Origin of the sequence: Agrilactobacillus yilanensis, from assembly GCF_003946725.1 — a bacterium.
GTDB classification, from domain to species: domain Bacteria; phylum Bacillota; class Bacilli; order Lactobacillales; family Lactobacillaceae; genus Agrilactobacillus; species Agrilactobacillus yilanensis.
Genome location: NZ_RHOY01000001.1, coordinates 146,907 through 168,494, shown reverse-complemented (window position 1 = coordinate 168,494; position 21,588 = coordinate 146,907). Strand labels below are relative to the sequence as shown.

17 protein-coding genes are annotated in these 21,588 nt (G+C 39.2%); 16 read left to right on the top strand and 1 reads right to left on the bottom strand.

All coding sequences use genetic code 11. The annotated features are described in order from the left end of the window. Nucleotides 1-26 precede the first annotated feature (26 nt). The 9 genes from EKM93_RS00780 to EKM93_RS00740 all read left to right on the top strand — a co-directional run bounded on the left by EKM93_RS00780 (nucleotide 27) and on the right by EKM93_RS00740 (nucleotide 12,578). Nucleotides 27-2,327 carry an FtsK/SpoIIIE family DNA translocase gene (locus tag EKM93_RS00780; RefSeq protein ID WP_125712064.1) on the top strand — a complete coding sequence of 767 codons (2,301 nt, stop codon included), beginning with the start codon at nucleotides 27-29 and terminating at the stop codon, nucleotides 2,325-2,327. A 110-nt stretch (nucleotides 2,328-2,437) separates the two neighbouring features. Beyond that, nucleotides 2,438-3,703, top strand: coding sequence for an EF-P 5-aminopentanol modification-associated protein YfmF (yfmF, locus tag EKM93_RS00775; protein WP_125712062.1), 1,266 nt, complete (start codon nucleotides 2,438-2,440; stop codon nucleotides 3,701-3,703). 2 nt (nucleotides 3,704-3,705) lie between these two features. Further along, nucleotides 3,706-4,998, top strand: a complete 1,293-nt coding sequence (gene yfmH, locus EKM93_RS00770; protein WP_125712060.1) for an EF-P 5-aminopentanol modification-associated protein YfmH — start codon at nucleotides 3,706-3,708, stop codon at nucleotides 4,996-4,998. A 91-nt stretch (nucleotides 4,999-5,089) separates the two neighbouring features. After that, nucleotides 5,090-6,073, top strand: coding sequence for a helix-turn-helix domain-containing protein (locus EKM93_RS00765; RefSeq protein ID WP_125712058.1), 984 nt, complete (start codon nucleotides 5,090-5,092; stop codon nucleotides 6,071-6,073). 17 nt (nucleotides 6,074-6,090) lie between these two features. Next, nucleotides 6,091-6,678, top strand: a complete 588-nt coding sequence (pgsA, locus tag EKM93_RS00760; RefSeq protein WP_125712056.1) for a CDP-diacylglycerol--glycerol-3-phosphate 3-phosphatidyltransferase — start codon at nucleotides 6,091-6,093, stop codon at nucleotides 6,676-6,678. Between the two features lie 319 nt (nucleotides 6,679-6,997). Continuing rightward, nucleotides 6,998-8,245, top strand: coding sequence for a competence/damage-inducible protein A (locus EKM93_RS00755; RefSeq protein WP_125712053.1), 1,248 nt, complete (start codon nucleotides 6,998-7,000; stop codon nucleotides 8,243-8,245). 87 nt (nucleotides 8,246-8,332) lie between these two features. Then, nucleotides 8,333-9,481, top strand: a complete 1,149-nt coding sequence (recA, locus tag EKM93_RS00750) for a recombinase RecA (RefSeq protein ID WP_125712051.1) — start codon at nucleotides 8,333-8,335, stop codon at nucleotides 9,479-9,481. Between the two features lie 204 nt (nucleotides 9,482-9,685). Further along, a complete protein-coding gene (gene rny / locus EKM93_RS00745; protein WP_125712049.1) occupies nucleotides 9,686-11,248 on the top strand; it encodes a ribonuclease Y in 1,563 nt (520 codons plus the stop codon). Between the two features lie 232 nt (nucleotides 11,249-11,480). After that, nucleotides 11,481-12,578, top strand: a complete 1,098-nt coding sequence (locus EKM93_RS00740; RefSeq protein WP_125712047.1) for a glycosyltransferase family 4 protein — start codon at nucleotides 11,481-11,483, stop codon at nucleotides 12,576-12,578. A gap of 59 nt (nucleotides 12,579-12,637) precedes the next feature. Here EKM93_RS00740 and EKM93_RS00735 read toward each other — a convergent pair whose 3' ends face one another. After that, the gene (locus EKM93_RS00735) at nucleotides 12,638-13,276 is read right to left on the bottom strand and encodes a YigZ family protein (protein WP_125712045.1); all 639 of its coding nucleotides are present in this window, start codon (nucleotides 13,274-13,276) and stop codon (nucleotides 12,638-12,640) included. Nucleotides 13,277-13,405: 129 nt separating this feature from the next. On the opposite strand from EKM93_RS00735, the gene EKM93_RS00730 reads away from it, so the two are divergent. The 7 genes from EKM93_RS00730 (at nucleotide 13,406) to ftsX (ending at nucleotide 21,528) form a co-directional block, all read left to right on the top strand. Next, nucleotides 13,406-14,728: a DEAD/DEAH box helicase gene (locus EKM93_RS00730; RefSeq protein ID WP_125712042.1), complete on the top strand. Its 1,323-nt coding sequence runs from the start codon at nucleotides 13,406-13,408 to the stop codon at nucleotides 14,726-14,728. A 35-nt stretch (nucleotides 14,729-14,763) separates the two neighbouring features. Further along, on the top strand, nucleotides 14,764-15,417 hold the full coding sequence (locus EKM93_RS00725; protein ID WP_125712040.1) for a ComF family protein: 654 nt from the start codon (nucleotides 14,764-14,766) through the stop codon (nucleotides 15,415-15,417). A 130-nt stretch (nucleotides 15,418-15,547) separates the two neighbouring features. Further along, nucleotides 15,548-16,120, top strand: coding sequence for a ribosome hibernation-promoting factor, HPF/YfiA family (hpf, locus tag EKM93_RS00720; protein ID WP_125712038.1), 573 nt, complete (start codon nucleotides 15,548-15,550; stop codon nucleotides 16,118-16,120). 257 nt (nucleotides 16,121-16,377) lie between these two features. Beyond that, on the top strand, nucleotides 16,378-18,744 hold the full coding sequence (gene secA, locus EKM93_RS00715; RefSeq protein WP_125712035.1) for a preprotein translocase subunit SecA: 2,367 nt from the start codon (nucleotides 16,378-16,380) through the stop codon (nucleotides 18,742-18,744). Nucleotides 18,745-18,833: 89 nt separating this feature from the next. Then, a protein-coding gene (gene prfB, locus EKM93_RS00710) for a peptide chain release factor 2 (RefSeq protein ID WP_125712034.1) occupies nucleotides 18,834-19,950 on the top strand; the annotation gives its coding sequence in 2 pieces (ribosomal slippage) (nucleotides 18,834-18,905 and nucleotides 18,907-19,950; 1,116 coding nt in all). A gap of 17 nt (nucleotides 19,951-19,967) precedes the next feature. Beyond that, the gene (gene ftsE, locus EKM93_RS00705; RefSeq protein WP_125712032.1) at nucleotides 19,968-20,660 is read left to right on the top strand and encodes a cell division ATP-binding protein FtsE; all 693 of its coding nucleotides are present in this window, start codon (nucleotides 19,968-19,970) and stop codon (nucleotides 20,658-20,660) included. Further along, nucleotides 20,641-21,528, top strand: a complete 888-nt coding sequence (gene ftsX, locus EKM93_RS00700; protein ID WP_125712030.1) for a permease-like cell division protein FtsX — start codon at nucleotides 20,641-20,643, stop codon at nucleotides 21,526-21,528. Before ftsE ends, ftsX begins: the two co-directional genes overlap by 20 nt. The last annotated feature ends 60 nt before the right edge of the window (nucleotides 21,529-21,588 follow it).

The window sequence follows — 21,588 nt, the reverse complement described above, 5'->3', positions numbered from 1 at the left end:
GACTAAGAAATACAGAGGTGTTTTGATTGGCAAGAACAAAAAACAGCAGCCAACAGCGTAAGCGGACAACACCAAAAAAAGGTTCTAAGAAAAAGCAGGCAGATTTATCCAATAATATTATCGGTTTTATCCTTGTCTTACTGACTTTATTTAGTTTCTTTAAATGGGGCGTCTTAGGGGCGCTATTTGCGAATGTATTCCGCTTTGTTGGTGGTGATACGTATTATTTTTTAGTAGTTGTTTGTGGTGTTTATGGGGTTGAACTGTTATTAAGAGGCAAAAATCCTAAAATTAGTTGGCGTTATTTAGGCGGGACATTACTCGTCTATTTAGGTGTCTTACTCATTTTTAGTGCCTATTATTTTAATGCTTTGAACGTACACACGAACTTTACACAAGTTACTTTAGATTTAATAAGTGCAGATTTTGCCAGAATGGCCGTGACAGAATCTGTTGGCGGCGGCATGGCAGGGGCTTTTTTGTATAGTTTGGCCTATCCGCTACTCTCACAAACTGGGACTTATGTGATTAGCAGTTTGTTGATTATTGGCGGTTTGTTGATCGTATGGCAAATACCATTTAAAGACGTGATACAGGCGTTACAGACGATCTTTAAACTAATTGGCCAATTATTTACTAATTTAGGTCGGCTGATCACCGGTAGAATTGACTGGGCACAGCTTAAATCTCGTTTAACACAAACGGCAAAGACTTATCCTAAAGCCAAACCACGGCCAAAAGCACCGAAGAAAACGGCGGCGCCTAAAAAAGCCGCCACTCCAGTTACAACTGAAGCTGAATCTGGTGGGGATGAGTTTGAAATTCATACTTCTAAAGCGCCAGTACAGTCTATGGCAACAGCAGCAACCTTTGCAAAAGCACCGACTAACTCTAATTACCAACTGCCCACACCGGCGTTATTGACGCCAGCAGAAACCGTGGATCAAAGTGAAGAATATCAACTTATCAAAAAGAATAAAGAACAACTAAAGGCAACTTTAGCGTCATTTGGTGTAGATGTTTCTGTTAAAAGTGCCAGTTTAGGGCCATCCATCACAAAATATGAAGTCCAGCCAGCAGTAGGCATCAAGGTCAGCAAAATTGTGAATTTGGCTGATGATCTGGCATTAGCCTTGGCCGCCCGAGATATTCGAATTGAAGCCCCAATTCCTGGAAAACCTTATGTGGGGATTGAAGTGCCAAACAAAACTGTGGCTCCAGTGGCGTTTAGAAATGTTATTGAAACCCAGCCTAAACATGAAGGTAAAATTTTGGAAGTACCATTGGGACAAGCGGTTTCGGGTGAGATTATTACAATGGATCTGACTAAGATGCCGCATTTATTAATTGCCGGTTCCACCGGCAGCGGCAAATCAGTAGCAATTAATACAATTATTACAAGTATATTGATGCAAGCGACACCAGAACAAGTGCGTTTGATGCTAGTGGATCCTAAGATGGTGGAATTAAACGTTTATAATGGCGTGCCACATTTGTTAATTCCGGTCGTTACCGACGCTAAAAAAGCGGCTGGTGCTTTGAATAAGGCTGTTAAAGAAATGGAACGGCGCTATCAGCAGTTTGCCGATAATAGTGTCCGTAATATTACGGAATATAATCAATTGGTTGCGCAGCAGGCTAAAGAAACCGATGAAGATGAAGCACAAACATTAGTCTTTATGCCATATATTGTGATTGTCGTTGATGAATTATCTGATTTGATGATGGTTGCCGGCAATGAAGTCGAAGGCGCTATTGTCCGTCTAGCACAAATGGCTAGAGCGGCAGGTATCCACATGATTATTGCCACTCAGCGACCGTCAGTAGACGTTATCACAGGGCTGATTAAAGCAAATATTCCGTCAAGAATTGCGTTTGCCGTATCCAGTGGGATTGATTCCAGAACAATTTTGGATACCGTCGGCGCTGAAAAACTGCTGGGTCGGGGAGATATGCTGTATGCACCGATTGGCACAAATAAGCCAACCCGGGTTCAAGGGGCGTTTATTTCGGTACAAGATGTGGAGGCAGTGGTCGATTTTGTATCGAAGCAGCAAGAAGCACAATATGATGAAACCATGGTGCCAACAGATACCGATGATGCTGAATTGGCAGCGCCTGAAGATGAACTTTATGAGCCAGCTGTAGAATTAGTTATTCAACAGCAAAAAGCCAGTGTTTCCATGCTGCAGCGCCGATTTAGAATCGGTTATAATCATGCAGCGCGGATTGTGGATGAAATGGAGGCACACGGTATTGTAGGCCCTCCAGAGGGTAGCCGACCACGGCGGGTTTTAAAACCCCGAACAAATGAAGATAACAACTAAAAAAATCGCTGGGGGCAAATACAGACTTTGTCAGTCAGCGATTTTTTTGATATGCTTAATTAGTTATAATATTTTTAGAATCTGAATGCTAATTTTGGAGGCATTTTAATATGGATCAAATCCATCAAGGCATCTATTTGCAAGTGGATCAAACAAAAAAGTTTAAGACAATCAATTTCTCAATCAATTTTTTAGAGCCGCTACATCGAGAAAATATCAGTCGACGGGCATTACTAGCTAATATTTTAGAAAACAGCAACGAAACGGATCGGACACCGGATCAAATTGCAGCAAAATTAGAGAATCTTTACGGTGCTAATTTTTCGTTTGGCCAGTTTACAGAAGGCCAAGTTTCAGTTTTGAGTATTAGCGGTATTTGTCCGGCACCACAGTTTTTACCAGATCAAGAAGATGTTTTTGGCGCACTTTTAGCATTGGTCAAAAAATCGCTATTTCAACCCGCTAAAGCAGCGAATTTACCAGCTTTTGACAGCACTATTTTTGACCGCGAAAAGTTAAATCTGCAGCATAAGATACAATCTTACTTGGATGACAAGCAGTACGCAGCAATGTTAGCCACAAAAGCACTTTATTTTGGTGCGGATTCAGCCCAAGCGATTTCAAGTCTGGGGGATATTAAAGATTTAGAAGCAATCACTGCAGAAAATCTTTGGCAATATTTAACGGAAATGTTAGAAAAAAATCAAATTTTGATAACAGTTACCGGTGATACTGAAGCTATTGATTTAGAACAGTTATTTGATTGGTCGGAATTGCAAGATCGAGCAACGGCTGAGTTACCGCTGTTTTACAATCAGCCTTTAACATCTGAAGTTGCAGTGGCAACGGATTATTTACCAGTGACACAAGGCAAATTGAATTTGATTTATCAAGCACCGGTGAAATATTATCAAGGGGCCTATTTTGCCTATTTAGTAGCCAATACGATCTTTGGTGGTTCCGCGCAATCATTACTATTTTTAGATGTTCGGGAAAAATCAAGCCTGGCCTATTATGCAAGTAGTGCGATTGACACATTTACGGGAACGGTGACCGTTCAAACCGGGATTGACAGCGATAAGAAAAAAGAAGTTTTGGATAAAGTTGCCATTGAATTACAACTATTGCAAAGTGGCAGTTTTGATGAAACGCTTTTTGAAAATGCAAAGAAATTACTCGTAGATCAATTTGCTATGCGCTCAGACAGCCCTTTTGGCCGTAATTTACGTTATTTATTTAAATTCTTAGAACCGCAAGTCATGATGTCGGTGGCAGAGTTTACAGCTGCCATTGATCAAGTCACAATGGCACAAGTTAAAGCAGCTGCAGCAACATTCGAGTTACAAGCGATTTATGCTATTGAAAAGGAGGGGTAATTATGGCCGAAATTAAATTTACTGGCCTTGGAGAAACACTGTACAGTACACGTTTAGCCAATGGCCTGAAAGTTAACATTTTACCGAAAAAAGATTTTCACAAAACATTTGCAATTCTGTCAACAGATTACGGGGCCATTGATCAAACGTTTATCCCTGCTGGACAAACAGACTTTAAAACTTATCCAATGGGTATTGCCCATTTTTTAGAGCATAAAATGTTTGAAAAGGCAGATCATGATGCTTTTGATCTCTTTGGTCAATATGGGGCAGACGCCAATGCCTTCACATCCTATACAAAAACGAGTTGTTTGTTTGCCAGTACAAATCATGTTCATGAGAATCTTGATATTTTATTGGATTTTGTGCAGGACCCTTATTTTTCAGAGCAATCTGTTCAAAAAGAAAAAGGCATTATTTCCCAGGAAATTAAGATGTATGATGATGATCCTAATTGGCGAGGAGAAATGGGGATCATCGGTAATTTATTCCCGAATCATCCGGTGCGTTTTGATATTGCCGGCAGTGTGGATTCAATCCAAAATATTACCGCAGAACAGTTGTACGAAAATTATAATACGTTCTATACGCCAGAAAATATGAATTTATTTATTTCTGGACCAATTGATCCGGAACAGCTGTTAACGTGGATTAATGATAATCAGAGTAAAAAACAATTTGTAAGTCAAGAATTGCCAAAACGGGCAGATTTAGGCCATCAAAATCCGGAAGATATAATTTTGTACCGTTTGACTGAGATGCCAATTAGTATGGCGAAGGCCTTTGTTGGCGTTAAGGGCCCATTTGATACACAAATGAATTTGGCGGGTTTGAAGCAAAAAGTACAGTTGCAACTGCTATTTCAAATGTTATTTGGGGTTTCTTCTAAAAACTTTGCGGAATTATACCAACAAGGTTTGATTGATGACAGTTTTGGTTATGAAACTAGCTATGAACGCGGCTTTAATTTTGGGCTACTGTATGGGGATGTTCAGGATCCTACGGTTTTATCTGATAAATTATTGAATTTATTAGAACGTGGTGCTACAAGCGATGACTTGAATGAGGCTCATTTGGAGCGCTTAAAACGTAAGCGGATCGGGACTTTCTTACGTCATTTTAATTCGGTTGAGGCAATTGCCAATCTTTATAATAATTATGACTTTGGTGAAGGCAGCGTGTTTAACTTGCTGGATATTATTCAAAATACCACCATCCAGGAATTAAAAGATCTGGCTGCTGCTTATTTTGCAATCAATAATACGAGCGTCTTTCATGTTATTCCGAAAAAATGAAATATTTTTGAAAATCATGCTTACATTTCTGTAAACAACTTTTAAGCTATGTTATACTCGATTTGATATTAATTTAGTAGGTGAAAATTAAATGAATGAGCTCGGACAAAAACTGCGCCAAGCAAGAATTGACAAAGGCTACACAATTGATGATCTACAACAGATCACAAAGATCCAAAAACGCTATTTAACCGCTATTGAAGAAGGTAATTTTGATCAACTTCCTGGTAAATTTTATGTGAATGCATTTATCCGCCAGTATGCGCAAACAGTCGGTTTGGACGGACAAGCCTTGTTAAATGAGTATCAAGGTAAAGATGACACGAATTCGAATGATGAAAATGTTACTGAAAATGATTCAAAAGCGTCTACTGAAAATCAGGGTGGCGTTGAAAAAAATGCTCAAAATTCTCGAATGTTAAATGAACAAAAGAGTTCACGCTTTGACCGCATTCGTGGTTATTTGCCGCAGATTATTATTATTGCGGTCGTTTTAGTGTTGATCATTGGTATTTATACAATTGCCTTAAATCATCGTAATGGCAGCAATCAAAGCGCAACAACGACGAGTACATCGTCTTCTGTTAAAGTAACAGATGAACGGAAGTCCACTTCTAAGTCGTCTAGCAAAAAGGCTTCAAGTAAAGCGTCTAGTAAGAGTTCTAGCAGTGCTAAGTCCAGCAGTACGTCGACTTCAAGCAGCAAAAAATCTTCATCAAGTTCTGACGACTTAAAGGTCAGCAAAGTTAAGGGTACGCGGACAACCTCTGCTCAGACGTATCAAATTACGAATTATCCTTCTAGTGGCAATACGTTAAACGTTTCTGCAACGAGTGATTCCACTTGGATTACGGTCACTGCTAATGGCAGTACAACGTGGCAAGGCAGTGTTACTGCAGGCACACCACAAACGATTGATTTACCAAGCGGTATTACGTCCTTTATGGTGACGAGTGGGAATGCCACAGTGACAGAGTTATCTGTTAACGATACTTCAGTTAAACTACCATCAACAACCTCTTCTAATGTTGTACAAAATTACACGTTCCAAATTCAATCGAGTACAAATAATTAATCAAGGGATGGTAGGCTATGAATTTACCGAATAAGTTAACTGTTTTCAGAATTATCTTAATACCTGTATTTATTTTGTTATTGGCTTTACCGTTAGATTGGGGTACATTAAACGGTTTAGGCGCAACATTACCAGTTACCCACCTAATTGCGGCCATTGTCTTTATCGTAGCTTCATTGACGGACCTTTTAGATGGTAAAATTGCCAGAGCACAGCATTTGGTTACAAATTTTGGGAAATTTGCAGATCCATTGGCTGATAAAATGATTGTGATGACTGCTTTTATTTTCTTAGTAAAATTAGACTTTGCACCAGCCTGGGTTGTGTCAATTATTGTTTGTCGTGAATTGGCAGTGACGGGTTTGCGATTACTGATCGTTGAACAAAACGGGGCAGTTATGGCAGCTGCGATGCCAGGGAAAATTAAAACAACAACACAAATGTTAGCGATTATTTTCTTGTTACTTCATGATGTGTTCTTTGGAATGCTCAGCATACCATTTGGGGCAATTATGCTGTATATCTGTTTGTTTTTTACAATTTACTCCGGTGCGGATTACTTTATCCAAAACCGTCATGTTTTCGTAGATTCATCGAATGAATAAAACTAAATAACTGTAGGGCTGAGTTGAAATTAATTTTTGACTTGGCCTTTTCTTGTTTTGAAATGGGCTGCCGGTCTAAATTTAGGTTGATGTTTGAGGCTTTTTTGCTCTAGTTCATGCTCTGATTTCGAAACGCGTTCCCAAAGACTGATTTTTGCGCTTAGCTACGTCTAACTTGTAAGCAAGAATGGCTCACGGCGTTAGTCTAGGCTATGCTCAAAATCAAACCGTGTTGGTTCACGCTCTTATTTTTGGTGTAATATTGATTTTAAACAAAATATTTGACAATTTTAGCGTATTTAATGCTATGGAGGTAATTATGAAAGCAGAAATTATTGCGGTTGGTACAGAATTATTGTTAGGTCAAATTAGTAATACGAATGGGCAATTTTTAGCACGGATGTTGGCGGATATTGGGATTGATACTTACTATCAAACGGTGGTAGGGGATAATCCCCAGCGGTTGACGGAGGTGCTGGATTTAGCGACTAAACGAAGTGATTTAATTATTACAATTGGCGGTTTAGGACCGACTGAAGATGATTTGACAAAACAAACTGTGGCAAAATATTTGAATACAACGTTAGTGGCTGACCAAAAGGCTTTAGATCATTTACAAGATTTTTACACACAGACCAAGCGGCCATTAACGCCAAATAATCGCATTCAAGCCTATTACGTTAAAGACGCTACAGTTTTAAACAATTCTAACGGATTGGCTGTAGGCGCGCTTTTAACGGCCAATAAAGCGACATACGTCCTATTGCCTGGGCCGCCTAGTGAGTTTAAGCCGATGGTTTTAAATGAATTGCGGCCGAGATTGGTTGCGATGACACATCATGATGAGGTTTTAGTTTCTCGTGTACTCCGCTTTTATGGTATTGGCGAATCATTACTGGCAACAAAACTAAATGATTTAATTGTTAATCAGACCAATCCGACATTAGCAACTTATGCAAAAGATTATGAAGTGACGTTACGATTAACAGCAAAAGCCAAGGATAATGAAACTGCAGATCAGTTGTTAGATGATTTAGAACAACGGGTACAGGCATTGGTTGGTGCTCATTTTTATGGTTACGGGGATGAGAATAATCTGGAAAAAGTAGTTGTGAATCAGCTGATTGCCAAAAAACTGCATGTTAGTGCTGCTGAAAGTCTTACGGGTGGTTTATTTCAAAGTATGATCGCCGAAGTCCCCGGTGCGTCATCCGTTTTTGACGGCGGCTTTGTCACTTATGCGTTAGACCAAAAGGCCAAAATGTTAAATATTGACGCTGCACAGCTCCATAAAGATGGTGTTGTCAGTGAAGCAACAGCTGCTGCAATGGCGTTACATAGCCGTGCGCAGACAAATGCAGAGATTGGGTTAGGGTTCACCGGTGTTGCAGGTCCAGACGAATTAGAAGGTCAACCTGCGGGTACAGTTTACATCGGGTTAGCTTATAAAGATGAACCTGTGGTTGTTAAATTATGGCATTTCCCACGCAAGAGAAATGATATTCGAACAAATGCTGCAATGGCAGGCTTTTTCATGCTATTTAAAAAATTACAGCAAAAAGATTAGAACATTAGTTCGATTTTTCTTGCATTTTGGGCAGTAGTTCTTTAGAATATATAGATGGTAAAGGTGCAGCTTTAAAGGAGGGCACATATGGCTCAAGATGAACGAAAAACGGCGTTAGATAACGCGTTAAAGAAAATTGAAAAGAATTATGGTAAAGGCGCAATTATGCGCATGGGGGATAAAGTGGATACTCAAATTTCCACAGTTTCCTCCGGCTCATTAACACTTGATGATGCTTTAGGTGTTGGCGGGTATCCGCGTGGCCGAATTATTGAAATTTACGGTCCTGAAAGTTCTGGTAAAACAACCGTTGCGCTACATGCGGTTGCGGAAGTTCAAAGACAAGGCGGCACAGCGGCATATATTGATGCCGAAAACGCCATGGATCCAGCTTATGCGACTGCTTTAGGTGTCAATATAGATGATTTATTGCTATCTCAACCAGATACAGGGGAACAAGGCTTAGCGATCGCTGATGCATTAGTCTCCAGTGGCGCCATTGATATTTTAGTTGTTGACTCTGTCGCAGCTTTAGTACCAAGGGCTGAAATTGACGGTGAGATGGGGGATTCTCACGTAGGACTGCAAGCACGTTTAATGTCTCAAGCGTTACGTAAATTATCTGGCTCAATTAATAAAACAAAAACAATTGCGATTTTTATCAACCAGATTCGTGAAAAAGTTGGGGTTATGTTTGGTAACCCAGAAACAACACCTGGTGGTCGTGCGCTGAAGTTTTACGCAACGATTCGGCTAGAAGTCCGTCGATCTGAACAAATTAAAAATGGTTCTGATGTGATTGGGAACCGAACTAAAATTAAAGTTGTTAAAAATAAAGTTGCGCCACCATTTAAATTAGCAGAAGTTGATATTATGTATGGTAAAGGGATTTCTCGTCTTGGGGAACTCGTTGATATGGCTTCTGACAAAGATATTGTTAAGAAGAGTGGTTCTTGGTATTCTTACGGCGATGAACGTATTGGTCAAGGCCGTGAAAATGCAAAAGCTTATTTAGAAGATCATGCGGATATTGAAGCTGAAATTAGACAAAAAGTTCGAAAAGCTTATGGTATGGACGGTGACAGCGAAGAAGCTGCTGACGAAACCACTAAGAACACTAAAGAAACAAAGCCAAAAACATCTGCAAAGAATACGGCTAATAAAAAAGATGAACCAAAAGATACTCAAAAAAGCGGCGAAGTAGATATGTTTAAAGATACTGAGCCAAAAGCTTAATAATCAAGAAAAGACAAGCTACCTTAAATTTAAATTGATAGCTGGTCTTTTTTTGTAAATATTATATTTTTGTAATTTAAGTGAAATACTACGGAAATAAATTTGACATCATATAAAGCAAAATATAGAATTATTGTTGTGTAAATAATCAATAAAAACATCTTTTAAATTTTTCGTAAGTTTTGATGATGCGGAGGTGAAATAATGAATCTTTGGATTCTAATAATCCTCGCAATCATCATGCTGGTTGTTGGTATTTTAGTTGGCTACAGTGTGCGTAAGCACGGACATGAAAAGGAACTAAATGAAGCAAATCAAACAGCTGCGGGGATTATCAAGGCTGCTAAAAAAGAAGCCGAAACGGCAAAAAAAGAAGCGATTCTAGAGGCAAAAGAGGCGTCACATCAATATCGCCAAAGCCAAGAAGAAGAGCTAAAGCAACGCCGAAATGAAGTTCAGAAACAAGAGAATCGAATTATTCAAAGAGAAGAACTTTTAGATCGTAAAGATAATTCTTTGGATAAAAAAGAACAAGTTTTAGATGATCGTGAGACAAAATTAAGTCAACAGCGACAAGAACTTGAAACAGCGCACAAAGAGGTTTCAACAACACTTGAGAAACAGCAAGCTGAATTAGAACGTATCGCTTCATTATCTCAAGATGAGGCTAAAGATATTATTTTAACGCAGACGCGGGAAGATTCTGCTCATGAGCGTGCTCAAATTATTAAAGTGGGCGAGCAAGAAGCAAAAGAAAAAGCGGATGCTAAGGCCAGAGATTTGATTGCAGAAGCTATTCAGCGTAGTGCTGCAGATGTTGTATCGGAAACGACGGTTACCGTTGTAACGTTGCCTAATGATGATATGAAAGGCAGAATCATTGGTCGTGAAGGTCGAAATATTCGGACGCTTGAAACATTGACTGGGATTGACTTAATTATTGATGATACGCCTGAAGCTGTGGTATTAAGCGGTTTTGATCCGATCAGACGAGAAATCGCCAGAATGGCTTTGGAAAAACTCATTCAAGATGGTCGGATTCATCCAGCTCGAATTGAAGAAATGGTTGATAAATCTAGAAAAGAAATGGATAGTCGGATTCGCGAAGTTGGGGAACAGGCTGTCTTTGACTTGGGCATTCATTCAATTCATCCAGACTTAATCAAGATTATTGGTCGCTTAAACTTCAGAACAAGTTATGGACAAAATGTTTTAAATCATTCGGTTGAGGTTGCTAAGTTAGCAGGTATTTTAGCCGCTGAACTTGGCGCAGATGTTAATTTAGCAAAACGCGCAGGATTATTACACGATATTGGTAAAGCACTAGATCACGAAGTTGACGGCTCTCATGTAGAAATTGGTGTCGAAATCGCCAAGAAATATAAAGAACCAGAAACGGTGGTTAATACAATTGCATCCCATCATGGGGATGTTGAACCAACGAGTATTATTGCTGTCTTAGTAGCAGCTGCAGATGCGATTTCTGCTGCAAGACCAGGCGCTCGTTCTGAATCACTAGAAAATTATTTACATCGTTTGAATAAATTAGAAGAAATTACTGATAGTTTTGAGGGTGTAGATCATAGTTTTGCGATTCAAGCTGGGCGTGAGGTTCGGGTTATTGTACAGCCTAAAAAGGTTAACGATGATCAAACGGTATTGCTCGCTAAAGATATTCGAGATCGTATTGAACAAGAATTACAATATCCAGGACACGTTAAGATTACGGTTATTCGAGAAACTAGAACAGTGGAATATGCCAAGTAATAGGCTCGTTTAATGGATTAAACTTAAAAGTGTCAACGTATTATTTACATTATTTTTGAATGACTAACTTTTAATTGCACTTATCAAAAGTTTGCATTTATAAAGAGGTTACAGGCAAAGTGTATTTGTCGTGACCTCTTCTTTTACATATTGGGTTTGTTAGGGTTGTGTTGTGTCGTAACGCTTTGTATAATTAGCCCTAGATTAGGAAAGTTGGTTTGAAATGTCTAGTATGTTTTCAGTAATCGTTAAGTTAGTATTGACGATGATTATTGCGGCTGCAATTACGCCATTTGTTCGGAAAATGGCTTTTGTTTTAGGTGCTGTGGATAATCCAAATGCACGACGCGTGAATAAAAAACCTATGCCGACAATGGGCGGACTAGGCATATTTGTAGCTTTTACATTTTCTACTTTTGTTTTATTGCGACCGCAGTTTCCGACCCATGAACTATTTTCGGTATTTTTGGCAGAAGCTGTTATTATTTTGACCGGGATGATTGATGATATTAAGGAAATCAAACCGCATCAAAAAATGGCGGGCATCTTGTTAGCCTCCTTAATTATTTATTTTTTGGCGGGTATTCGAATGGATGAAGTTTCCTTGCCAATTATCGGTTCTATCCATCTTGGCTGGTGGGGCTTACCGATTACTATTTTTTGGATCTTGGCAATTACGAATGCTGTAAATTTAATTGATGGCTTAGACGGTTTAGCCACCGGGGTATCTATTATTGGCCTATTTACCATGGGGGTTGTAGGTTATTTCTTCCTCACGGTAACAGATGTTTATGTTTCTATCTGGATTTTTGCGCTCGTTGCGGCTTTAATCGGCTTTTTACCCCATAATTTTCATCCGGCTAAAATATTCTTGGGAGATACCGGCGCCTTATTCATTGGCTTTATGATTGCGGTTTTTTCGCTTAAAGGCTTAAAGAATGTCACATTCATTACGCTGTTGATTCCAGTGATCATTTTAGGCGTCCCGATTACAGATACAATCTATGCAATTTTACGGCGCTTGTTAAATAAAAAACCAATCTCTCAAGCTGACAAACATCACATGCATCATGTGTTGATGAGTATGGGATTGACCCATCGCCAAACGGTCTTAGTGATTTATGGCTTAGCGTTGATCTTTGCCTTTATCTCACTGCTGTATCCGTTATCCTCACTTTGGGGGAATATTTTATTAACGATCTTTTTACTAATCGGCCTAGAACTTTTTGTTGAATCAATTGGGTTAATTGGTGAAAATCGAAAGCCATTGTTACGGCGAATTGAGCAGACAATCAAAAAATTAGCGCGTAACGAACCAGGCCAAAAATAAAAAAGTGTTAAGTCCTAGATTTTATTTAAAATCTAAGGCTTAACGCTTTTTTTGATGGCTCAATTATTAATCAGGACTTCGCGGTAGCGTTCTTGGCCGACTTCAAAGGTTACTCGGCCATTTAGTAATTCAGTGAGCTGATCTTGAATGGTATCAATATCGGCAGTATCAATATAACAAGTTACCGTGACATCGGCACCGTAATCAATTTGATCTAAGTTGTAGGCTTGATTGTCAAAAAAGTTCTGGACAAAATCAATTTGGTTATAAGCTAAATGAAATTGCAAGGCTTTTTGCAAAGTACCACGAACAATGCCAATGGTGTGCGCGGTCTCAGAAACGGCATTGCTGTAAGCGCGAATTAAGCCGCCAGCGCCTAGCTTAGTCCCTCCAAAATAACGCGTAGTGACGGCAACCACATTTTTGAGATCCATGAGTTTTAAACTTTCCAACATTGGTAAACCGGCTGTTCCAGAAGGCTCACCATCATCGTTAGCACGTTGAATTTCATTTTTAGAACCGATTAAAAAAGCACTGCAATTATGGGTTGCTTTATAGTGTTCTTTTTTAATTTGAGCAATAAAAGCTTTGGCCTCATCTTCCGTAGTGACTCGGGCCATGTTGGTAATGAAACGAGATTTTTTAATTTCTATTTCATAACTACCATTTTTTTGAATGGTTTTATAGTTAGTTAACAAAAAATCGACTCCTTTGCGTAATGTTAATTAGTAATCAAATATTAAGTGTCGTTACGATGCTTTAAAGAATAGAAAGGAGTTCGACGGGAAAATAAAACTGGCAAGCACCAGGGTTCCCGCACAAACTTTATGTGTGATTTATTATTTGGTCGACGGCTACTGACAATTGAGATGCAGCAGATGGGTTTCACAGAAACACAACTTGCCCAGTTTTCAGCAACGCCAGCAATGCAGTTGAAGGGCACTCGCATTCATTGTCAGCGATGTCAAAGTTCCTATGTATCTGAAAAGGTGCAGTTGCCGCAAGGTCAGTATTATTGCCCTAGCTGCATTCAGTTAAACCGAGTGACTTCAGATCAATATTTATATCATCTACCAGAACCGAATCATTTTCAACAGCAAACCCAGCCTTTGACCTGGCAGGGTACGTTAACTGCGGCGCAAGCCAAAATTGCCCAAGAACTAATCTATAAATTCCAAAAAAGGCAACCGCATTTGTTATGGGCGGTGACGGGGGCTGGGAAAACAGAGATGCTATTCCCGTTATTAGCCACAGCTATTCAGAAAAACTGCCGCATTGGGGTGGTTTCACCTAGAGTAGATGTTTGCAATGAACTATATCCTAGATTGACACAAGCTTTTGCCCATACGACACAACAGTTATTGCATGGCCAGCAAACCGTACCTTATCAGTATACACAATTAACGGTGGCGACAACGCATCAACTACTCCGATTTTATCATGCTTTTGATTTATTGATTGTTGATGAAGTGGATGCTTTTCCCTATGTCAATAGTGCTTTATTGAAAAGCGCAACGACTCAAGCTATAAAACCTAAAGGTAGCCTATTCTATTTAACGGCCACGCCAACGCCCGCTTTACATCGGTCAATTGAACAGCAAAAGCTCTCGGTGAGTTATTTGCCTCGGCGTTTTCATGGCCGGCCATTACCGTTGCCAAAATTAATTTATCAACGCAAATTAACCGAAAAGTTTGAAAAACAGCCATTGATCCAAAAATTTCAGCAGTATTTAACAGTGAGTTTAAACGCTAAACGACAAGTTTTAATATTTCTGCCGAAAATTAGCTGGTTAATGCCAATGGCGAACGCTTTAGAAAAACAATATGCGCAAGCGATTGGGACTGTCCATGCCAATGATGATCAGCGCCAAGAAAAGGTACAGCAATTTCGGACACGACAGTTAGATATATTACTGACCACTACGATTTTGGAGCGGGGGGTCACTTTTAGCAATATTGATGTTTATGTTTTAAAAGCGGATGACTGGACATTTACGACGGCTTCTTTAGTTCAAATTGCTGGTCGAGCCGGTCGGGATGCGAACTATCCTAATGGGGCAGTTTATTTTTTTTATGAACATTATAATTGCCGGATTCGAGACTGTCAGCGACAGATTAAGTACATGAATGCAAAAGAGGTGATCAAATAAACTGTTTATGGTGCCAGCGTTTATTAAATGAATCGATGACGATTACTGAAATTTTTAAATTTGAAAAGCTCGTGGCTAATCGGCTTTGTAACACCTGCGCTGCAAAATTTGATCCGATTGACCTTAAAAATTGTTGTCCATGCTGTCAAAAACAGCAAATTGGGCAGCAAATTTGTTTGGAATGCCGTGATTGGCAGCGGCTTTATCCGCAAATTCAGCTGCATCATCAGGCTTTATATTATTATAATGCGGAAATGAAAGATTATTTTCAGCAGTTTAAGGGGAATGGGGACTATCGCTTACGACAATTATTTCAAAAACAGCTATTTGAAGTTCTAAATAAAAAGCACTACGATCTGTATATTTTAATTCCTAGTCAAACGAATCATTTGAAGCAACGGGGCTTTGATCCAGTTGCTGCTTTGTATGTGCCATTTTTAAGCGTGACAGATTTACTGACTAAACAGGTGACTGCTAAGGCACAAGCTCAGAAAAATCGGCAGGAACGGTTGGCAACACCACAGTTCTTTGAATTTACAGGTCAATACCGCAAGATTCATCGAGCTCAAAATATTTTATGTTTAGACGATATTTATATGACAGGACGAACATTTTTTCATGCACGGGATTGCTTATATACCGCGGGTTTTCGCGGCAATATTGATACTTTCTCATTAGTACGTTCTTAAAAATTACTAAAATTATTTGTGAATTAAAGCGCTTTTAGCTATAATTAATATATAAATAAAAATAAGTTTGTGAGTGGTCCACAGCTTATTTTTATAAGAGAATAATTTTCTCTGAAAGGAGAGACATCCTATGCTAACATACAATGTTCGTGGTGAAAATATTGAAGTAACTGACGCAATTCGTAACTATGTGGAAAAGAAAATTAGTAAATTGAACAAGTATTTCGAAGATGTACCAAATTCAATTGCTCATACTAATTTGAAAGTTTATCCAGACAAAACGGCTAAGGTAGAAGTTACAATTCCTTTACCTTTCTTAGTTTTACGTGCTGAGGAAACTTCACCAGATCTATACGCAAGTGTTGATTTAGTTACAGATAAATTAGAGCGTCAGATTCGTAAATATAAAACAAAGATCAATCGTAAATCAAGAGAAAAAGGCATTAAAAACTTTGATTTGACTGGTCCAGATAATGGCGTTTTAGACGCACCAAAGAATGACCAAGATGCTGAAAACGATAAGCTTGAGGTTGTTCGTACAAAACGTGTCTCTCTTAAACCAATGGATTCTGAAGAAGCAATCTTGCAAATGGACATGTTAGGCCACAGTTTCTTTATCTTTGAAGATGCTGAAACTAACGGTACTAGCATTGTCTATCGTCGCCGTGACGGTCGCTATGGCTTGATTGAAACTGACGAATAGACGTTGTTCTAGTCGCCCAAAAGTTTTGTAACAACTTTGTAAAGGATCGATTACTGGTATTGATTTTGCTGGTGATTGGTCTTTTTTTGTGTTCATAAAATACAGCTAGACCACTTTTTTTAGATTACGATAAACTGACAAATGGCGGATAGTGGTTTTTTTTTGTAGCTTAGTATGCTAAAATTTAATAGATTCGGTTATGAAACTCGAAGTGTGAATTGTATATATTTAGTTTTATTTGAGAAGGGAACTGTTTAATGGCAAACTTTTTAAGAACATGGGTTGAAAATGATAAGCGTGAAGTCAACCGCATGGATAAAATTGCTGCAAAAGTAATCAGTCACGAAGACGAATATGCTGCATTATCAGATGAAGAATTGAAAGCTAAAACGCCAGAATTTCAAGAACGTATAAAAAATGGCGAAACTGTTGACGATATTTTACCCGAAGCTTTTGGGGTTTGTCGTGAAGCTGCCAAACGAGTATTGGGATTATTTCCGTTTAGAGTGCAGGTTATTGGCGGTATTACACTGCATGAAGGTAACATTGCAGAAATGAAAACCGGTGAAGGGAAGACACTGACAGCAACAATGCCAGTTTATTTGAACGCACTTGAAGGTAAGGGCGTCCACGTTGTAACGGTCAATGAATACCTATCTTCACGGGATGCTACTGAAATGGGCGAGCTTTACAACTGGCTCGGTTTGTCCGTTGGCTTAAACGTCAATGCCAAAAACCCTGAAGAAAAACGGGAAGCTTATAATTGTGACATCACTTACTCCACAAATAGTGAATTAGGCTTTGATTATTTGCGGGATAACATGGTTGTTTACAAAGAAGAAATGGTTCAACGGCCGTTGCATTACGCGATTGTCGATGAAGTGGATTCTATTTTAGTCGATGAAGCGAGAACACCGTTAATTATTTCTGGCCAGGCTGAAAAATCAACAGCTTTGTACATCCGGACAGATCGTTTTGTAAAAACTTTAAAAGAAGAAGATGATTATAAAATTGATTGGCCCACAAAAACAATTAGTCTGACAGAACAAGGGATTAAAAAAGCTGAAAAGAACTTTGGCTTAGATAACTTGTACGACACGGATAATATGGCTTTAAACCATCATATGGATCAAGCTTTGCGGGCAAATTATGTCATGTTGCATGATATTGATTATGTCATCCAAGACGGTGAAGTTATGATTGTCGATCAATTTACTGGTCGTGTTATGGAAGGCCGGCGTTATTCTGATGGCTTGCACCAAGCGATTGAAGCCAAGGAAGGCGTTAAAATCCAAGATGAAACAAAAACAATGGCCAATATTACTTACCAAAACTATTTCAGAATGTATGACAAGCTTTCTGGGATGACTGGGACGGCCAAAACCGAAGAAGAAGAATTTAGAGAAATCTACAACATGGAATGTATTGCTATTCCAACTAACAAACCTGTTATCCGGGTGGATCGTTCTGATTTATTATATCCAACAATCGACAGCAAGTTTAGAGCCGTTGTTAAAGATATCAAGGAACGACACAGCAAAGGACAGCCAATCTTAGTCGGGACAGTTGCGGTTGAATCTTCTGAAAGATTATCCCATATGTTGGATCAAGAACGGATTCCGCATGCTGTTTTAAATGCTAAAAATCACTTTAAAGAAGCCGAAATTATTATGAACGCCGGACAAAAAGGCGCCGTAACAATCGCTACCAATATGGCCGGCCGGGGAACCGATATTAAATTGGGCCCTGGTGTTCGTGAAGCGGGCGGACTTTGTGTCTTAGGGACTGAACGTCATGAATCTCGACGGATTGATAACCAGCTGCGAGGCCGTTCAGGTCGTCAAGGGGATCCTGGTGAAACTGTTTTTTATATGTCTTTAGAAGACGATTTGATGAAACGCTTTGGGTCTGACCGTATCAAAGCCTTTTTGGAACGGATGAAAATTGACGATGATGATGCGGTTATTCAAAGCCGGATGATCTCAAGACAAGTTGAATCTGCACAAAAACGGGTTGAAGGGAATAACTACGATACCCGGAAACAGACTTTGCAGTACGATGATGTTATGCGGGAACAACGTGAAGTTATTTATAAAGAACGTTTCCAAGTAATTCAAGAAACTGAAGGCTTGAAGAATGTCTTAATGCCAATGGTTAAACGAACGATTCAACAGCAAGTGGATCTATATGTTCAAGGGGATGACCAAAAGACTTGGAATTTAGATGCCTTGTATGATTTTATTGTTAACTGCTTAACCAACGAACAGAGTTTTGAACGTAATGTTTTGGATGGCAAAGATGCAGCAGCAATCCTTGATATGTTACAGGATATGGCAGAGAAAAACTTTGAAGAAAAGACTAAACAACTTGCAGATAAAGCGCAAATGTTAGAATTTGAAAAAGTCGTTATTTTGCGTGTGGTCGATTCTCATTGGACAGATCATATTGATGCGATGGATCAATTGCGGCAATCTATTGGTTTAAGAGGTTATGGTCAATTGAATCCGTTGGTAGAATACCAAGAAGACGGTTTCAGAATGTTTGAAGAAATGATCGCAGACATTAATTATGATGTCACTCGATTATTTATGAAGGCTGAAATTAGACAAAATATCAGACGTTAAATTAAATAAGTGTTAGACAAAATGAGGCTGAGATACAAAACATTTGTTTTGTCCCAGCCTCATTACTTTATAAAGAGGAGTTTACGGTTATGGAAATTAGTGAAGCAAGACATGCTTTAGAAACAATTAGCCACAAAATCAATCAATTTAGGGGGTCTCTTTGACTTAGATCGTCTAGAAGAGGCTGTTGCCATTAATGAAGCTAAAATGGCGGAACCTGGATTTTGGGACCATCAGGAACAAGCGCAAAAATTAATTGATGAAAATAATATTTTAAAGTCTAAAGTGGACAATTTTAAAGCATTAGACAATGACTATGAGGATTTGCAAGTCAATTTAGAATTGCTGCAAGAAGAACCAGATGCAGAAATGCAAAAGGAATTTGAAGCTGGCTTGGCACAGTTAGAGCAGAAGATGCAACAATATGAATTAACCTTACTGCTTAGTGAACCTTACGATGCCAATAATGCTATTTTGGAAATTCATCCCGGTGCTGGTGGCACAGAATCCCAAGACTGGGGTTCGATGCTGTTACGGATGTATACACGTTGGGCGCAACAACATGAGTTTTCCGTGGAGACGGAAGACTATCAAGCTGGGGATGAAGCGGGTATTAAAAGCGTTTCTTTAATGATCAAAGGTCATAATGCTTACGGCTTGCTGCGGTCAGAAAAAGGCATTCATCGTTTAGTGCGGATTTCGCCGTTTGATTCGGCAGGCCGGCGACACACATCGTTTGCATCCGTGGATGTCATGCCAGAATTGGATGACTCTATTGATATTGAAATTCGGCCAGAAGACGTGAAAATGGATGTTTTTAGAGCAAGCGGTGCTGGGGGCCAGCATATCAATAAAACTTCTTCTGCCGTACGATTAACGCATATTCCTACGGGGATTGTCGTCAGCTCCCAAGCGCAGCGATCGCAATTTCAAAATAAAGATACGGCTATGGGCATGTTAAAGGCCAAACTTTACCAAAAAGAATTAGACGAACAACGAGAAAAAGAAGCAGCAATTAAAGGGGAACAATTGGAAATTGGCTGGGGCTCACAAATTCGCTCTTATGTCTTCCATCCCTATACAATGGTTAAAGATCATCGGACCAATTATGAAACTGGTAATGGACAAGCCGTGATGGACGGCGAATTAGACCCATTTATTTACGCTTATTTACAATGGAATTTGAAACAGCAAAACCCTGATTAATTAAGAGGAGTTTTATCATGATCCAATTTATAAACGTTAGTAAGAAATACAATCGAACCTATGCCTTGCGTGAGATCAACTTAAGGATTGAACCCGGTGAATTTCTTTATATTGTTGGCCCTAGCGGTGCTGGCAAGTCCACCTTGATTAAGCTATTGTATCGACAAATACGGCCGACCAGTGGGCTTATTCGAATTAATAAATTTAACCTCACAAAAATGAAAAATCGAAATGTACCTTACTTGCGGCGGGAATTAGGGGTTGTTTTCCAGGATTTTAAATTATTACCTCGATTAACGACTTACGAAAATGTAGCCTATGCCATGGAAGTGACTGAAAAACGACCAACAATTATCCGCAATCGAGTCATGGATGTTTTAAATTTAGTTGGCTTAGCCAGCAAAAGTCGACGATTTCCAGATGAACTATCCGGTGGCGAACAACAAAGAGTCGCGATTGCCCGGGCAATTGTGAATCGACCTAAAATTGTAATTGCTGACGAACCTACTGGTAATTTGGATCCGCAGACATCAGCTGAAATTATTAATATTTTTGAAAATGTTAATCGTCAAGGGACTTCAGTGATTATGGCAACCCATAATAGCGAAATGGTAAATCAGCGCCCCCATCGGTTGATTGAAGTAGTTCAAGGGCAGATTGTTCGAGACGAAAACAAAGGAGCTTATCATCATGCGGCTATTTACCGTTAAACGTCACATCAAAGATAGTTTTCGCAGCTTGAAACGTAATGGCTGGATGTCTGTAGCCTCTGTCAGTGCCGTAACAGTAACACTTTTGTTATTAGGTATTTTTTTGGCCCTAGTCTTAAATGTAAATAAACTCTCTTCGGAAATTGAAAATGACGTTCACGTTCGGGTATTGATCGACCGGGGAACTACCAAAAGTCAAAAGCAGCATTTAAAAACTGAATTAAAAGAACTTAAAGACGTTGCCACCGTCCAATATTCTAGTAAGACAAATGAACTAAAAAAAGTTGTTGGTCATTATGGCAGTTCGTTTCAGATGTTTTCCGGGGATGATAATCCATTAAATGATGTGTTTATCGTGAGTACAACCGAACCTGAAAAAACCATTACCGTCACACAACAAGCTCGAAAGTTAAAGTATGTGACGATTGCAAGCTATGGCGGGACTCAAGCAAAGCAGTTATTTAAAGTTATGCATACGATCCGTCAGTGGGCGACAGGCTTTACAATATTGTTGCTATTTGTAGCTGTCTTTTTAATCTCCAACACCATTCGAATTACAATCCTATCTCGACGAGATGAGATTGGTATCATGCGTTTGGTAGGCGCAACAAATGCCTACATCCGCTGGCCTTTTTTCTTAGAAGGGGCATGGACGGGATTATTAGGCTCAATTTTGCCGATTATTGCTTTAGATTTCGGTTATAGCTGGTTATATCGAATTACCGCAGTGCAGCTGACCAGCTTTGGCTACTCTTTAGCTGAACCACGTTACTTTTTATTTGTATTAAACTTATTGATGATTATTGTAGGTGTTTTGATTGGAGCTGTGGGTGCTTTAATTTCAATGCGGCGTTTTTTGAAAGTCTAAAAAGGCAGGCATATGGTGATGAGCCCTATTGCCGGCCTTTTTATTATCTTTTTAACGACA

Bases quoted from the DNA above. Each gene is read 5' to 3' on its own strand.
- yfmF (WP_125712062.1), top strand. From the start codon at position 2,438: ATGGATCAAATCCATCAAGGCATCTATTTGCAAGTGGATCAAACAAAA.
- yfmH (WP_125712060.1), top strand. From the start codon at position 3,706: ATGGCCGAAATTAAATTTACTGGCCTTGGAGAAACACTGTACAGTACA.
- EKM93_RS00765 (WP_125712058.1), top strand. From the start codon at position 5,090: ATGAATGAGCTCGGACAAAAACTGCGCCAAGCAAGAATTGACAAAGGC.
- pgsA (WP_125712056.1), top strand. From the start codon at position 6,091: ATGAATTTACCGAATAAGTTAACTGTTTTCAGAATTATCTTAATACCT.
- EKM93_RS00755 (WP_125712053.1), top strand. From the start codon at position 6,998: ATGAAAGCAGAAATTATTGCGGTTGGTACAGAATTATTGTTAGGTCAA.
- recA (WP_125712051.1), top strand. From the start codon at position 8,333: ATGGCTCAAGATGAACGAAAAACGGCGTTAGATAACGCGTTAAAGAAA.
- rny (WP_125712049.1), top strand. From the start codon at position 9,686: ATGAATCTTTGGATTCTAATAATCCTCGCAATCATCATGCTGGTTGTT.
- EKM93_RS00740 (WP_125712047.1), top strand. From the start codon at position 11,481: ATGTTTTCAGTAATCGTTAAGTTAGTATTGACGATGATTATTGCGGCT.
- EKM93_RS00730 (WP_125712042.1), top strand. From the start codon at position 13,406: ATGTGTGATTTATTATTTGGTCGACGGCTACTGACAATTGAGATGCAG.
- EKM93_RS00725 (WP_125712040.1), top strand. From the start codon at position 14,764: ATGACGATTACTGAAATTTTTAAATTTGAAAAGCTCGTGGCTAATCGG.
- hpf (WP_125712038.1), top strand. From the start codon at position 15,548: ATGCTAACATACAATGTTCGTGGTGAAAATATTGAAGTAACTGACGCA.
- secA (WP_125712035.1), top strand. From the start codon at position 16,378: ATGGCAAACTTTTTAAGAACATGGGTTGAAAATGATAAGCGTGAAGTC.
- ftsE (WP_125712032.1), top strand. From the start codon at position 19,968: ATGATCCAATTTATAAACGTTAGTAAGAAATACAATCGAACCTATGCC.
- ftsX (WP_125712030.1), top strand. From the start codon at position 20,641: ATGCGGCTATTTACCGTTAAACGTCACATCAAAGATAGTTTTCGCAGC.